This window comes from Pseudomonas sp. KBN10P06128 (assembly GCF_037574945.1).
Lineage (GTDB): Bacteria > Pseudomonadota > Gammaproteobacteria > Pseudomonadales > Pseudomonadaceae > Pseudomonas > Pseudomonas aeruginosa.
In genome coordinates, this window is sequence record NZ_JBBELR010000001.1 from 859,506 (window position 1) to 873,929 (window position 14,424).

11 protein-coding genes are annotated in these 14,424 nt (G+C 69.2%); 4 read left to right on the forward strand and 7 right to left on the reverse strand.

What is annotated here, in order from left to right:
• Position 1 precedes the first annotated feature (1 nt).
• The 4 genes from mexH to nmoR all read right to left on the reverse strand — a co-directional run bounded on the left by mexH (position 2) and on the right by nmoR (position 4,319).
• Positions 2–1,114, reverse strand: coding sequence for a multidrug efflux RND transporter periplasmic adaptor MexH (mexH, locus tag VQ065_RS04030; RefSeq protein WP_003093609.1), 1,113 nt, complete (start codon positions 1,112–1,114; stop codon positions 2–4).
• A gap of 7 nt (positions 1,115–1,121) precedes the next feature.
• Positions 1,122–1,568, reverse strand: a complete 447-nt coding sequence (gene mexG / locus VQ065_RS04035; RefSeq protein WP_003093607.1) for a multidrug efflux RND transporter inhibitory subunit MexG — start codon at positions 1,566–1,568, stop codon at positions 1,122–1,124.
• A 650-nt stretch (positions 1,569–2,218) separates the two neighbouring features.
• Positions 2,219–3,385: a gluconolactonase PpgL gene (ppgL, locus tag VQ065_RS04040; protein ID WP_003093604.1), complete on the reverse strand. Its 1,167-nt coding sequence runs from the start codon at positions 3,383–3,385 to the stop codon at positions 2,219–2,221.
• A gap of 79 nt (positions 3,386–3,464) precedes the next feature.
• Positions 3,465–4,319, reverse strand: a complete 855-nt coding sequence (gene nmoR / locus VQ065_RS04045; protein WP_003093603.1) for a LysR family transcriptional regulator NmoR — start codon at positions 4,317–4,319, stop codon at positions 3,465–3,467.
• A 107-nt stretch (positions 4,320–4,426) separates the two neighbouring features.
• On the opposite strand from nmoR, the gene nmoA reads away from it, so the two are divergent.
• Together nmoA and VQ065_RS04055 are read left to right on the forward strand one after the other, a co-directional pair.
• Positions 4,427–5,482, forward strand: coding sequence for a nitronate monooxygenase (gene nmoA, locus VQ065_RS04050; RefSeq protein WP_003093602.1), 1,056 nt, complete (start codon positions 4,427–4,429; stop codon positions 5,480–5,482).
• 95 nt (positions 5,483–5,577) lie between these two features.
• The gene (locus VQ065_RS04055) at positions 5,578–6,618 is read left to right on the forward strand and encodes a D-alanine--D-alanine ligase (RefSeq protein ID WP_003093601.1); all 1,041 of its coding nucleotides are present in this window, start codon (positions 5,578–5,580) and stop codon (positions 6,616–6,618) included.
• A 39-nt stretch (positions 6,619–6,657) separates the two neighbouring features.
• Here VQ065_RS04055 and VQ065_RS04060 read toward each other — a convergent pair whose 3' ends face one another.
• From VQ065_RS04060 to VQ065_RS04070, 3 genes are all read right to left on the reverse strand, one after another.
• Positions 6,658–7,524 carry an MBL fold metallo-hydrolase gene (locus VQ065_RS04060; RefSeq protein WP_003093600.1) on the reverse strand — a complete coding sequence of 289 codons (867 nt, stop codon included), beginning with the start codon at positions 7,522–7,524 and terminating at the stop codon, positions 6,658–6,660.
• 207 nt (positions 7,525–7,731) lie between these two features.
• Positions 7,732–9,513 (reverse strand): acyl-CoA dehydrogenase C-terminal domain-containing protein, encoded by a 1,782-nt coding sequence (locus tag VQ065_RS04065; RefSeq protein ID WP_003093599.1) that lies wholly within the window; start codon positions 9,511–9,513, stop codon positions 7,732–7,734.
• Between the two features lie 117 nt (positions 9,514–9,630).
• Positions 9,631–11,253, reverse strand: coding sequence for an acyl-CoA synthetase (locus VQ065_RS04070; protein ID WP_003093598.1), 1,623 nt, complete (start codon positions 11,251–11,253; stop codon positions 9,631–9,633).
• A 245-nt stretch (positions 11,254–11,498) separates the two neighbouring features.
• Between VQ065_RS04070 and bfiS the strand changes: the two genes are divergently transcribed.
• Entirely contained in the window at positions 11,499–13,775 is a 2,277-nt protein-coding gene (gene bfiS / locus VQ065_RS04075) for a two-component system sensor histidine kinase BfiS (protein ID WP_014604044.1), read from the forward strand.
• A 2-nt stretch (positions 13,776–13,777) separates the two neighbouring features.
• Entirely contained in the window at positions 13,778–14,422 is a 645-nt protein-coding gene (gene bfiR, locus VQ065_RS04080; protein ID WP_003129339.1) for a two-component system response regulator BfiR, read from the forward strand.
• The last annotated feature ends 2 nt before the right edge of the window (positions 14,423–14,424 follow it).

Genomic DNA, 14,424 nt, shown 5'->3' on the forward strand with positions numbered 1-14,424 from the left:
TTCAGCGGCCGGCGACCGGCACGGGGGGCGCGGCGCTGCTCAGGGTGTCTTCCTTGACCGGTTCCACGGCCATCCCGTCGCTCAGGTTGATCTGTCCGGAAGTCACTACCCGGTCGCCCTCGGCGAGGCCCTGGAGGATTTCCACGCGACCGTCCCAGCGCTCGCCGATCCGCACCGAGACGCGCTTGGCGCTGAGCGGCCGGTCGCCTTCCTGGTGGGCGACGAACACGGTGTCGCCGTAGGCGGTATAGGTGACCGCGGTTTCCGGCACGCTCAGCGACGGCGCGTCGGCTTTGCGCGAGACCCGGATGCTGGCGAACATGCCGGCGGCGAGGAGGCCTTCGGGGTTGTCCAGCAAGGCCTGGACCTGCACCGTGCGCGACTTGCCGATCAGCGGGTCGATGGCGCTGATGCGCGCCGGGAAGCTGCGCCCCGGATAGGCGTCGACCAGGACCTCGAGGGGCTGGCCGAGCTTCAGCTCGGGGCTGGTGCTTTCGTCCAGGGAGAAATTGCTTTTCAGGGTCCGCGCATCCACCAGGCTGGCCACCGGCTCGGCGACGCCGAGGTACTGGCCGAGGTGCACGCGGCGGATGCCGAGCTGGCCGGAGAAGGGCGCGCGGATCGCCTTCTGGTCGATCAGCGCCTGGGTCTGGCGCACCGCGCCGAGCGCCATGTCGCGGGCGGCGACGGCGTTGTCCAGCTGTTCCTGCGAGGCGACGTTGCGCTCTACCAGCTTGCGCGCACGGGCATGGAGGATCTCGGCATTACGCAACTGCGCCTTGAGACGGATCAGCTCGGCCTGTTCCACCGCGTCGTTGAGTTGCACCAGCAACTGCCCTTGCTGCACCTGCTGGCCCGATTCGAAGGCGATGCGGGTGATCCGTCCTGCCGCTTCGGCGGCCACCTGGACCTGGCGACCGGCCTCCAGCTCGCCGACGCCATCGAAGACGCGCGGCACCACCCGCCGCTCCACCGAGGCGAGGGCGACCTTCACCGGCGGGTAGCCGGCGAAACCGCCGGCGTCTTTCTTCGCCGAGCCGGTGGCGTAGACGGCGATGCCGATAACCGCCGCGCAGATGAGCGCGGCACTGGCGATCAGGACGGGTTTCTGCATGATCGCCTCAGGCCTTCTGGTAGGTGGCGGCCACGGAGACGTCCTGGCGCAGCCGCTGGCGTTGCGCGCTGGCGATGGCCGTGGCGATCAGGCCGCCGATCACCGCGATGTGCTCGAGGGCGAAGAACATCGCCAGCTTGGCTTCGACGCCGGTCTTGCTCCAGAAGGTGTGGACGATGAGGATGGTCAGCAGCAGGAACACCGCCAGCGCCCCGGCGCCGAGCCATAGCTTGCGGTCCAGCAGGACCAGCGCGGAGCCGGCCAGCAGGGTCACGGCGGTGGCGATGTTGAACAGCCAGGCCGGCTCCAGGCCGGCGGCGCGCATTTCCTCCAGGCTGGCCTGATAGTCGAACAGCTTCGCCAGTCCCGAGGCGACGAACATCAGGGCCAGGCAGATCCGGGCGGTCAGCCAGAGCCAGTTGCTTTCGAGCGAGTTATCGATGAAGCGCTGCATGGGTCGTTCCTTGTGCTGGTCGCCATCCGGCGCCGCGAAGCGGCCGTGGGGGCGGTTCGTGGTCCTGGGGAAACGGGGCGGTATGACCGCAGCGGGGACTATAAAACCTCAAGTTAAGTTGAGGTCAAGGGCGTCTGTGATTAGCGCTGTAGGCCTTGCTGGGCGTGGATTTCAGGTGGATTCGTTGGTGCCGCGGGACGGTGGGATGAGGGGCTGACGATTGGTCGCGGGGACTATTAGGGGAGGGGCTGGGTGTAGCTTGCGGGCAACCCGTCGCGACGGTTCCCCCTGGAGCGAGACGCCTTCGCGGCATCACTGTCGCTCGACCCGCTGCGCGACGATTCGACCTCCTGCCGGGGCGAGTTAGCTACCCCATCGTCTGGAGGGCAAGCATGACAAACCTCTACGTGGCGGATCCTGGTTCCGTAGGGCGAATAACCGCTTGCGGTTATCCGCCGGTTCTTCGGGACAGCGGCGGATAACGCCCCTGGCGTTATTCGCCCTACAGGACTTGCCGTATGTGGGCGGAAGCTCCATGCCTGTGGGCCTCGGAGCCAGGGCGGGCTTCGGCTCTGGCTCCGTAGTGCGGATGACCGCTTAGCGCCGATCCGCCGGCCCAGCGGCGTATCGGCGGATGGCCGAGCGCAAGGTCACGGCACCGCCACGAAGCGCAGATCGCTCGGTGACCCCACCTCGACGCTTTGCAGCGTCTTGCCCACCTGGCCGCTCTGCGGATCGCGGGCGAACACCCGCAACTGGTCGCTGTTCTGGTTGGCCACGAGGACGAAGCGCCCGCCGGGCGAGAAAGCGAATTCGCGCGGCTCGGTGCCTTCCACCGAGCGCCGTTCGACGAAACGCAACTGGCCGCTGGCCGGGTCGACGGCGAAGGTCACCAGTTGGTTGTCGTCTCCGCGATTGAGCACGCCGAGGAAGCGGCCGTCGGCGGACAGGTGCAGGGCGCCGGCGCCGACTTTGCCCTGGAAGCCGGCAGGCGCCAGGTCGTGGGTCTGCAACTGACGCAGGCGGCCATTGCCCTCATGGGCGAACACCATCACCTGGCCGCTCAGTTCCAGGGTCAGGTAGGCGAAACGCCCGTCGGCGCTGAAGATCAGATGGCGCGGGCCGCTGCCGGGCGGGGTCGGGACGAATGCCGGATCGGCCGCCTGCAGCGGACGTTCGGCCTGTTCCGGGGCGTAGCGGTAGACGAATACCTTGTCGGCGCCGAGGTCGGGGGCGAACAGGTACTGGCCGTCGGGCGAGGACACCACCGAGTGCACATGACCGGAAACCTGGCGCGGATGCACCTTGCTGGCCTGGTGCGACTCCACCTGCACCACCGGCGCCAGCGAGCCGTCCGCGCGCACCGGCAGTACCGCCACCGAACCTTCCGGCTGTACCGAGTAGTTGGCGACGAACAGGTAGCGACCGTCGTGGCTGAGGCTGCTGTAGGTCGGATGATCGCCGAGGGTCTGGACCTGGCTGATCTGTTGCAGGCGGCCGCTGATCGGATCGAAACGGTAGGACGTGGCGCGACCGACGGTATCGCCCTTGCCGCCCCGTCCGTTCTCGTTGACCACGAACAGAGTGCGTTGGTCCGGGGCGAAGGTCAGGTACGAGGGGTTGCTGGTATGGGCCACGCGCAGCGGGCCTTTCACCGAGCCGTCGGCGCCGTCGAAGCGGTATACCTGGATGCCTTCGCTGGAGCCTTCGGTATAGGTCCCCACCAGCAGGTTGTAGAGGCTGGCGGCCTGGGCCTGGGGCGCCACGCCGGTGAGCGGCGCGAGGGCCAGCAGGCAGAGGGTGGGCAGTCTTCTCATGGGCAACTCCTTGGCTCGCTATTGTTCTGATGGCTCGGGGTTGGACCGGAGCCAGGCCGTTGGGTTCGCCCCTGGCCGCTCAGTCGCCGGCCTGGCCCAGCAGGCCGCGCCAGCGTTCGAAGGCGGCGGTCGCGTAGCCTTCGCGCCAGACCAGCCAGGTGTCTACTTCGGCAAGGGGCAGGCTGCGCAGCGGCGGTGTGCCGAGCAGTTGCAGCACCGAGCGCGGCAGCACGCCAACACAGGCGCCGGCGGCGACGCAGGCGAGGATCGCATGGTAGGAGCCGACTTCCTGCACCGTCAGCGGCGTGCCCAGGCTGTCTTCGGCCAGTTGCCGGTAGGTGCAGCCACGGGCGAAGCCGGCCAGGGTGCGCAGGCGCACCTCGGCGACGTCGTGGACCGGCGGGTGTTCGGCCGGCAGGATCATCAGCAGTTCCTCGCGGAACAGCGGCTCGCCGCGCAGGCCGCTGCCATCGAGTTCGCCGGCCCAGCCCGGGCCGGCGGCCACCAGCGCGCAGTCCAGGCGCCGCGCCCGCACCCCATCGAACAACGCGCGACTGGTGCCGGTGGAGACTTCCAGGGCGACCCGCGGACAGGCCTTGTGATAGCTCGCCAGCAGCGCCGGCAGGCGGCTGGCCGCGGTGCTTTCCATGCTGCCCAGGCGCAGGCGCCCGCCGGGCTCGGCGGGATGCATCGACTGACGCGCCTCGTCGGCGAGAGCCAGCAACTGCTCGGCGTAGGCGAGGAATTCGCTGCCGCGTTCGGTCAGGCTCATGCGCTTGCCGTCGCGCAGGAACAGTTCGACGCCCAGGTCCTCCTCGAGCTGGCGGATCCGCGTGGTGACGTTCGACTGCGCTCGCTGCAACTGCTGAGCGGCGCGGGTGACGCTGGCTTCGTGGGCGACCGCGCGGAAGATTTCGAGGGAGGAAAGGTCCATCGATCTATCTCTTTATGAGAATGAATTGTTAAAAATATTCTTTTATGAAGATATATTGGTCAAGCGTCGGCCGACGCGGTGTCGTCCGACCGGGAGAGGGAATCGCCATGACTGACCGCTTCACGCGCCTGCTCGGCATCCAGCAGCCGATCATCCAGGCACCCATGCTCGGCGTCTCCACGCCGGCGCTGGCCGCCGCCGTATCGAACGCCGGCGGGCTCGGTTCGATCGCCATCACCGGTAGCGCCGCCGAGAAAGGCCGGGCGCTGATCCGCGAGGTGCGCGGGCTGACCGACAAGCCGTTCAACGTCAACCTGTTCTGCCACCGCCCGGGGCAGGCCGACCCGGCCCGCGAGCGCGCCTGGCTGGACTACCTGAAGCCGCTGTTCGCCGAGTTCGGCGCCGAGCCGCCGGCGCGCCTGAACAACATCTACCTGAGCTTCCTCGAAGACCCGACTCTGCTGCCGATGCTGCTGGAAGAGCGGCCGGCGGCGGTCAGCTTCCATTTCGGCGCGCCGCCCCGCGACCAGGTTCGCGCGTTGCAGGCGGCGGGCATCCGCGTACTGGTCAGTGCCACCACGCCGGAGGAAGCGGCTCTGGTGGAGGCCGCCGGCGCCGATGCGGTGGTCGCCCAGGGCATCGAGGCCGGTGGCCATCGCGGGGTGTTCGAGCCGGAGCGCGGCGACGCCGCCATCGGCACCCTGGCGCTGGTCCGCCTGCTGGCGGCGCGCGGTTCGCTACCGGTGGTCGCTGCCGGCGGGATCATGGACGGACGGGGCATCCGCGCCGCCCTGGAGCTGGGCGCGAGCGCCGTGCAGATGGGCACCGCCTTCGTCCTCTGTCCGGAGTCCTCGGCCAACGCCGCCTACCGCGAGGCGCTGAAGGGGCCGCGCGCGGCGCGCACCGCGCTGACCGTGACCATGTCCGGGCGCAGCGCCCGCGGCCTGCCCAACCGGATGTTCTTCGATGCCGCCGCGCCTGGAGTGCCGCCCTTGCCGGACTATCCGTTCGTCTACGACGCGACCAAAGCGTTGCAGACCGCCGCTCTGGCTCGCGGCAACCATGATTTCGCCGCCCAGTGGGCCGGCCAGGGCGCGGCGCTGGCGCGGGAGCTGCCGGCCGCCGAACTGCTGTGCACGCTGGTCGAGGAACTGCGCGGCTGAGGGAGGCCGTTCGCTGCGCGCGACGATGACTGTCTCTGTTCAGTTACCCCTGTGTTGTGCTTTTCTGCCTCCAGCACTGGAACGACAGGTGGAACATGGGACAGGACAAGTTGAAGGTCGCCGTTCTCTTCGGCGGCAGCAGTGAGGAACGGGACGTCTCCATCGCCAGCGGCGCGCAGGTGATCCAGGCGTTGCGCAGCGCCGGCCACCAGGTGCTGGCGGTGGATACCGCCAGCGGCCTGCTCGGCGCGGAGGAAGAGCGCCGCCTGCTGGCGAGCAAGGTCAAGGAGGTCCCGCCGGACTCCGACTCGCTGGCGATCATCCGCAGCGGCAAGCAGAGCCTGCTGAGCGCCGGCGAACTGGCTGGGGTCGACGTGTTCTTCCTCGCCCTGCACGGCGGCACCGGCGAGGACGGCACCCTGCAGGCGCTGCTGGATGCCGGCGGTTTCGCCTATACCGGCAGCGGCCACCTGGCCAGCGCCATGGCGATGGACAAGGACGTGGCCAAGCGCCTGTTCCTCGCCGCCGGGGTGGAGACCGCCAGTTGGCTGATGGCGCCGGCCTCGGAAGAGGCGGTGCGCGAGCAACTGGGCTTCCCCCTGGTGGTCAAGCCGAACAGCCAGGGCTCCACCGTGGGGCTGTCCATCGTGCATTCCCAGGCCGAATTGCAGCCGGCCATCGAGCTGGCCGGGCGCTATGGCGACGAGGTGATGCTGGAGCGCTTCGTCGCCGGCCGCGAGGTTACCGTCGGGGTGCTCGACGACCAGGCGCTGCCGGTGGGCGAGATTCTCCTCGGTGGCCAGGAAGTCTTCGACTACGAACACAAGTACCAGGCCGGCGCGGTGCGCGAGGTGTTTCCCGCCGACCTGCCGCCGGCGATCGCCGCCGAGGCCCAGCGTCTGGCGCTGAAGGTACACCGGGCGCTGAAGCTGAGCGGCTACAGCCGCACCGACTTCCGCCTCGACGAACAGGGCCGGCTCTGGTGCCTGGAGGTCAATACCCTGCCGGGCATGACCGCCACCAGCCTGCTGCCGCAGGCCGCGGCGGCGGCCGGGATCGGTTTCGCCGAACTCTGCGAGCGGATCTGCCGGCTCGGCATCGAGCGCTGCAAGGGCGCGCGCAAGGCGCGTTCCTGATTCCCGCGGCCCGCCGCCGGGGCGGGCCGCGCCTTTCGCTCAGGCCTCGAGGTTCTCGACCCGCTCGAGGGTGTCGTAGAGGCTGTAGCGCTCCTGTTCGTCGCGTCGCACCCGGCCCATGGCGACGCACGGATCATGGGTGAAGACCAGTCGGCCGTTGCGGGCGATGAGGCTGTCCAGCAGGCGTTCCTTTTCCTCGATCAGGCCTTCCGGGAAGCGGTCGTAGCCCATGGTCAGCGGCAGGTGTACCCAGGGTGCGCCGGGGATCAGGTCGCCGCTGAATACCACCGGGCCGTCGGGCATGGCGATCTCCGGGAGCATCTGGCCCGGGGTATGGCCTTCGCTGAAATGGAAACGCCAGCCCTCGCCCAGATGCGCCGAGCGCTCGCCGTCGTCGAGCAGCTCCAGGCGTCCGCTGGCCTGCAGCAGGTCGAGCAGTTCCGGCACGAACGAGGCGCGGTCGCGCGGGTGCGGCTGGCGCGCGCGCTGCCAGTGGCGGCGGCCGCTGACGAAATGCGCGTTGGGGAACAGCAGGCGCGCCGGCTGGCCTTCTTCCCAGGCGGCGAGCAGGCCGCCGGCGTGGTCGAAGTGCAGGTGGGTGAGCAGCACCACGTCGATGTCGGCGTCGTCCAGGCCGACCGCGGCGAGGCTGTCGAGCAGTACGTGGCGCTCTTCCTGGACGCCGTAGCGCTGGCGCAGGGCGGGCGGGAAGAACGCGCCGATGCCGGTCTCCACCAGTACGTTGCGCTCGCCGTCGCGCACCAGCAGGGCACGGCAGCCGAGGTCGATGCGGTTCTCCGCATCGGGCTGCATCCAGCGTGACCAGAGCGCGCGCGGGGCATTGCCGAACATGGCGCCGCCGTCGAGTTTCTGGCTGTTGCCGAGGAGGGTGGTGAGGGTTCGCATGGATATGTCCTTGTTCCTGGTCTAGCGAATTACCGGCGGTTGCGTCGTTTTTCAAGAATGCCTGGCCGGCTTCCCGGGCGTCGTAGGGCGAATAACCGCTTCGCGGTTATCCGCCGTTATCGCGGGCTGTCGGCGGACAGCGCGCTGCATGCTGTCCCGAAAAAAACACGCGGCCCACGGGCCGCGCGACAACGCTCGACGGAAGCTTCAGAACTGTTCCGCCTCCAGGCCGTACAGGCTTTCGCTGCCGGCTTCGACGGCGGCGGCGAGGGAGTGCACGCGGGGCAGGATGCGGGCGAAGTAGAAGCGCGCGGTGGCCAGCTTGCCGTCGTGGAACGCCGGGTCGGCCTCGCGCTGGCGCAGCGCGGCGGCGGCCATGCGCGCCCAGAGGTAGGCGTAGGCGGTATAGCCGAACAGATGCAGGTATTCCACCGAGGCTGCGCCGATCTCGCGCGGGTCGTTGCCGGCGCGGGCGACGATGCCCTGGGTGAGGTTGTCCAGCAGGTCCAGGGCGGTCAGCAGCGGGGTGACGAACTCCGCCAGTTCGGCGTTGGCGCCGGCGGCGAAGGTTCGCACCTCGCGGCTGAAGATGGAGAGGAACAGCCCGCCGTTGGCGACCACCTTGCGGCCCATCAGGTCGAGCGCCTGGATGCCGTTGGTGCCTTCGTAGATCTGCGCGATGCGTACGTCGCGCACCAGTTGCTCCTGGCCCCATTCGCGGATGTAGCCGTGGCCGCCGAACACCTGCTGGCCGAGCACGCAGCTCTCCAGGCCGGTATCGGTGAAGAAGGCCTTGGCCACCGGGGTCAACAGGGCCACCAGGGCTTCGGCCTGGCTGCGTTCTTCCTGGTCCTCGGCGTACTTGGCCAGGTCGAGCTGCTGCCCGACATAGGTGGAAAAGGCGCGGCCGCCCTCGGTCAGCGCCTTCATGGTGAGCAGCATGCGGCGCACGTCGGGGTGCACGATGATCGGGTCGGCGGCCTTGTCCCTGGCCACCGGGCCGGTCGGCGCGCGGCTTTGCAGGCGCTCGCGGGCGTAGGCGACGGCGCTCTGGTAGGACATCTCGGCGCAGCCGATGCCCTGGATGCCGATGGACAGGCGCTCGTAGTTCATCATGGTGAACATCGCCGCCAGGCCCTTGTTGACTTCGCCGACCAGCCAGCCGCTGGCGCCGTCGAAGTTCATCACGCAGGTGGCCGAGGCCTTGATCCCCATCTTGTGCTCGATGGAGCCGCAGTGCACCGCGTTGCGTGCGCCGAGCGCGCCGTCGTCGCCGACCAGGAACTTCGGCACCAGGAACAGCGAGATGCCGCGCGAACCGGCCGGCGCGTCGGGCAGCTTGGCCAGCACCAGGTGAATGATGTTCTCGGTGAGGTCCTGCTCGCCGCCGGTGATGAAGATCTTCGTCCCGCTGATCCTGTATGAACCGTCGGCCTGCGGCTCGGCCTTGGTGCGGATGATGCCCAGGTCGGTGCCGGCATGCGGTTCGGTCAGACACATGGAGCCGGCCCAGGTGCCGGCGTACATGTTCGGCAGGTACCTGTTCTTCAGCTCCTCGCTGCCGTGCGCATCGAGGGCCAGGCAGGCGCCGGCGGAAAGGGTCGAGTAGAGGCTGAAGCTGGCGTTGGCCGCGTACATCATCTCCTCGAACTGCACTGCCAGCATCTTCGGCATGCCCATGCCGCCATGGGCCGGATTGCCGGTGAGGCCGACCCAGCCGCCCTCGGCGTAGGTCGCGTAGGCCTCGCGGAAGCCGGCCGGGGTGCGCACGGCGCCGTCCTGCCACTGCGCGCCTTCTTCGTCGCCACTGCGGTTGAGCGGCGCGAGCAGGCCGCCGGTGACCTTGGCCGCTTCCTCGAGGATGGCGTCGGCGGTGTCGGCGTCGATCCGCTCGGCCAGTCGCGGCAGGCGCTGCCACAGGGCGGGGGCGTCGAACACGTCGTTGAGCAGGAAGCGCATGTCGCGCAGCGGGGCGTTGTATTCAGGCATTGCACACCTCGTCGGTGAACGGCCGGCGGGACGGCCGCAGGTACAGGGTTGCCCGTGCGCATCCTGCCTACGGCCGCCGTGGCACGGCCGCTGCACGGGCAATTCGGCTGGCGGCGCTCAGAGGGCGGCGGCCCACTCGCGCAGCACGTATTTCTGGATCTTGCCGGTGGAGGTCTTCGGCAGTTCCGAGAACACCACGGTACGCGGAATCTTGAACGCGGCCAGGTGTTCGCGACAGAACGCGACGATCTCGCTCTCGGCGAGCCCCTGATGATCGCTCTTCAGGGTAATGAACGCACAGGGCGTTTCCCCCCACTTTTCGTCGGGCCGCGCCACCACCGCCGCCTCCAGCACCGCCGGGTGGCGGTAGAGCACGCCCTCCAGTTCGATGGTGGAGATGTTTTCGCCGCCGGAGATGATGATGTCCTTGAGCCGGTCGCGGATCTCGATGTAGCCGTCCGGATGGCAGACCGCCAGGTCGCCGGTATGGAACCAGCCGCCGGCGAAGGCTTCCTCGGTGGCGCTGGGATTCTTCAGGTAGCCCTTCATCACGGTATTGCCGCGCATGAAGATCTCGCCGATGGACTGGCCGTCGCGCGGCACCGGCTCGAGGGTCTTCGGGTCGGCCACCATCACCCCTTCGAGGGTCGGGTAGCGCACGCCCTGGCGCGACTTGATCGCGGCGCGTCGCTCTAGCGGCAGGTCGTCCCACTCGCCGTGCCAGGCGCAGACCGTGACCGGGCCGTAGACCTCGGTGAGGCCGTAGACATGGGTGACGCGGATGCCCATCTCTTCCACCGCGCCGATCACCTTGGCCGGTGGCGCGGCGCCGGCGACCATGGCATGCACCGGGTGGTCGATGGCGGCCTTGGCCGAGTCGGGCATGTTGATCAGGGCGTTGAGCACGATGGGCGCGCCGCACAGGTGGCTGACCTGGTGCTCGCGGATCAGGGTGAGGACCTTTTGCGGATCGACCCGCCGCAGGCAGACGTGGACGCCGGCCAACGCGGTCACCGTCCACGGATAGCACCAGCCGTTGCAGTGGAACATCGGCAGGGTCCAGAGGTACACCGGGTGCTGGCCCATGGACCAGGTCATCTGGTTGCCCAGCGCGTTCAGGTAGGCGCCGCGGTGATGGTAGACCACGCCCTTGGGGTTGCCGGTGGTGCCCGAGGTGTAGTTCAGCGAGATCGCCTGCCACTCGTCCCGGGGCCATTCCCAGGCGAACTGCGGGTCGCCCTCGGCGAGCAGCGCCTCGTAGTCCAGTTCGCCAACCGGGCGGCCTTCGCCATACTCGGGGTCGTTGACGTCGACCACCAGCGGCGGGTGGTCGAGCATACCGATGGCGGCATGGATCACCTCGTGGAATTCGTAGTCGGTGATCAGCACCTTGGCTTCGCCGTGTTGCAGCATGAAGGCGATGGCTTCGGCGTCGAGGCGTACGTTGAGGGTGTTCAGCACCGCGCCGATCATCGGCACGCCATAGTGCGCCTCGAGCATCTCGGGGATGTTCGGCAGCATCACCGCCACCGTGTCGCCCTGGCCGATGCCGCGCCCGGCCAGGGCCGAGGCCAGGCGTCGGCAGCGTTGGTAGGTCTGCGCCCAGTCGCGGCGGATGTTGCCGTGGATCACCGCGGGGTAGTGCGGATAGACGCTGGCGGTGCGCTCGATGAAGCTCAGCGGCGTCAGGGCGATGTGGTTGACGGCGGCGGGCGCGAGACCCTGTTCGAAGATCGACATGAAGAGTACCCCGTGGCTGATTGTTAGCTCTGTTCTGGGTAAGGGTCACGATCTGCCGCGCGCGGAGAGACTGCGTCGAAAACGGCTGGTTTCTCTGGCTCGGCAGATCGTGAACAGCTTCCAAGGACCAGGCGAAGCGCTCCTTGGGTTGGGGCGATTTATAGCAACGATGAAAAATATATGGAAGTTAAACCATAAGCTTATAGTATAAATGCCATATAAGTTCCCAGGATCATCTTCCGCCCATGAGTCCGCTTCCCGCTTCGCCTGCCCTCAACAGCCTCCTGCGCCTGCTGCGCGAGGGCGCGCCGCTGGTCGAGCGGGTCGGTGCGCTGCGCCGCTTGCTGCTCGAACATCCGGGCACGCGCCAGGCCTGGTACCTGGCCTGGCAGCCGCAGGCGCAGACCTATACCCCGGTGCCGCCGTCGCCGGCGCTGCCGCCGGGCGCCGGCGAGCCGAACCGGGCCAGCGACCTGGCGTTGCGCGAGCGCCTGGCGCGCGACGGCCGGCTGGCGCTGGACGAATTGCGGCGTTCCGCGTCCTGGCTCGGCGCGCGCTTGCGGCGTGCCGGCGTGGAGCATGGCATGGCCTTCGCCCTCGACCTGCAGGCCGGCGACGAAGGCCTGCTGCTGGTGGCCAGCGATACGCCGCAGAGCGCCGCGCTGGACTGGCTCGGCCTGCTCCTCGCACCGTTGCTCGCCGCCGCCCGTGGCGTCACCCGCGCCGCGCCGTTCCTCGCCGCCGACCCGCAGCCGGCGCTGCTGCTCGACGGCGAGGCGCAGGCGGTGGAATTCAACCAGGCCTTCCTTGCCTTGCTTGGCGAGCGGCCGCGCGAGGCCTGGCGCGCTTACCTCCCGGCCAACCATGGGCAACTGGTGCGCGCCAGCCTGGGGCAGGCGCGGGCCCTCGGCGAGGTGGAGGCGGAGTGCGACGGACGCATCCTGCTCTGGCAGTTCATTCCCGACAGCGCCGAGGCCCGGGTGCTGGCGCGCTGCCGCGACGCCACCGCCAGCCTGCGCGGCGAGCGCGAGGCGGCGCGGGCCAGCCGGCTGTACCGGCTGATCACCGAGAACACCACCGACCTGATTTCCCGGCATACCCTCGACGGCGTTTTCCTCGACGCCTCGCCGGCCTCCTGGACCCTGCTCGGCTACTGGCCGGAGGAACTGCGCGGGCGACCGGCGCAGGCACTGTTCCATCCCCAGGATCGCGGCCAGGTGGCGCTGCGCGCGCGCGAAGCGCTGGAGCAGGACGGCTACCTGACCATCACCTACCGTATCCGCCACCGCGACGGCCGCTACCGCTGGTTCGAGACCGCCAGCCGGGCGATCCGCGAGACCTACACCGGGGCGGTGGTGGAGGTGGTCAGCGTGTCCCGCGATGTCACCCGGCGGGTCGAGGCGGAGGAGAACCGCCGGCGCCTGGCCGAAGTGGTCGAGGCGAACACCGACCTGGTGCTGTTCGTCGAGCATGGCGGCCGCGTCACCTACCTCAATCCTTCGGCACGCGCCGCCCTCGGCATCGCCGACGGGCAGGAGGCGCCGGCGCTGGAACACCTGCTGGCCGGCGACACCCCGGCGCGGCTGGCCGAAGAGGGTTGGCGACAGGCGCGCGATGGCGGCGTGTGGAGCCGCGAGGGGCGCCTGCAACCGCAGGACGGGCGTCCGTCGCTGCCAGTCTCGCTGGTGTTGCTGGCCCATCGCGGCCGCGGCGAGGAGCGCTATTACTCGCTGGTGGCCCGCGACATGACCGAACGCGAACTGCGCGAGGCCCAGCAGCGCCGTCACCAGGACGAACTGGCGCACACTGCGCGGCTGGTCACTCTCGGCGAACTGGCCTCGGGCATCGCCCACGAGATCAACCAGCCGCTGGCGGCGGTGATGAACTACGCCAGCGCCAGCCAGCGTTACCTGGCCGTCCTCGGCAGCCAGCCCGAGGCCGCCGGGCGGGTGGCCGAGGGGCTGGCGCGGATCGGCGAGCACGCCGGCCACGCGGCGGAGGTGATCAAGCGCCTGCGCGCCTTCCTGCGCAAGGGCCAGCGGCGCCTGCAGGCGCTCGACCTCAACCAGGTGGCACGCGAGGCCATCGGCCTCTGCGCGTGGGAAGCCGGGCACTGGCAAGTGGCGGTGGAAGAAGCGATGACCGACAATCCCCCGCCGCTGTATGCCGACCGCGTGCTGCTCGAACAGGTGTTCCTCAATCTGCTGCGCAACGCCATCGAAGCCAACCGCGAGGCGCATCCCGGCTCGCCGTCGCGGGTCGTCATCGGTAGCCGCGTCGAGCCCGGCGGGCTGCTCTGCCTGTGGGTTCGCGACCAGGGACCGGGAGTGCCGGCGGATCAGCTGGAACACATTTTCACGCCGTTCCACACCAGCAAGCCGGAAGGGCTGGGCCTGGGCCTGTCGATGAGCCGCAGCATCGTCGAGGGCTTCGGCGGCACCCTCGAAGCCGAGCTGCCGGCGGATGGCGGGTTGCTCATGAACTGCCGGCTGCCGCTCGCCGCCGGCGCCACGGGAGGTTAAGGATGGCTATGCCTGACGAAGCGCTGGTCTACGTGGTCGACGACGACCAGGGCATGCTCGAATCGACGGTCTGGCTGCTGGAATCGGTCGGTCTCAAGGCACGGCCCTTCACCCAGGGCCGGGACTTCCTCGACGCCTGCGAGGGCGGCCGCCATGCCTGCGTCCTGCTCGACGTGCGGATGCCCGGCATGGGCGGGCTGAACGTGCAGGACGAACTGCTGGCGCGCGGCATCGACCTGCCGGTGATCTTCGTCAGCGGCCATGCCGACGTGCCCATCGTGGTGCGCGCCTTCAAGGCCGGGGCGGTGGATTTCATCGAGAAACCCTACAACGAACAATTGCTGCTCGACAGCGTGCAGCAGGCCCTCGATCGCCACGCCCGTCGGCGCCGGCACCGCGATCTCGACGCCGGGTTGCGCGAACGCCTGGACAGCCTCACCCCGCGCGAGCGCGACGTGCTCTTGCCGCTGGTGCGCGGCTATACCAGCCGCGAGGTGGCCGAGCAACTGGAAGTCAGCGTGAAGACCGTCGACCTCTACCGCGCGCGGGTGATGAAGCGCATGCAGGCCCAGACCCTGCCGGAGCTGGTGGGCATGGCCATCGCCGCCGGGCTGGTGGACCCGCTGCGCTTGCGCGAGGACGCCTGAGG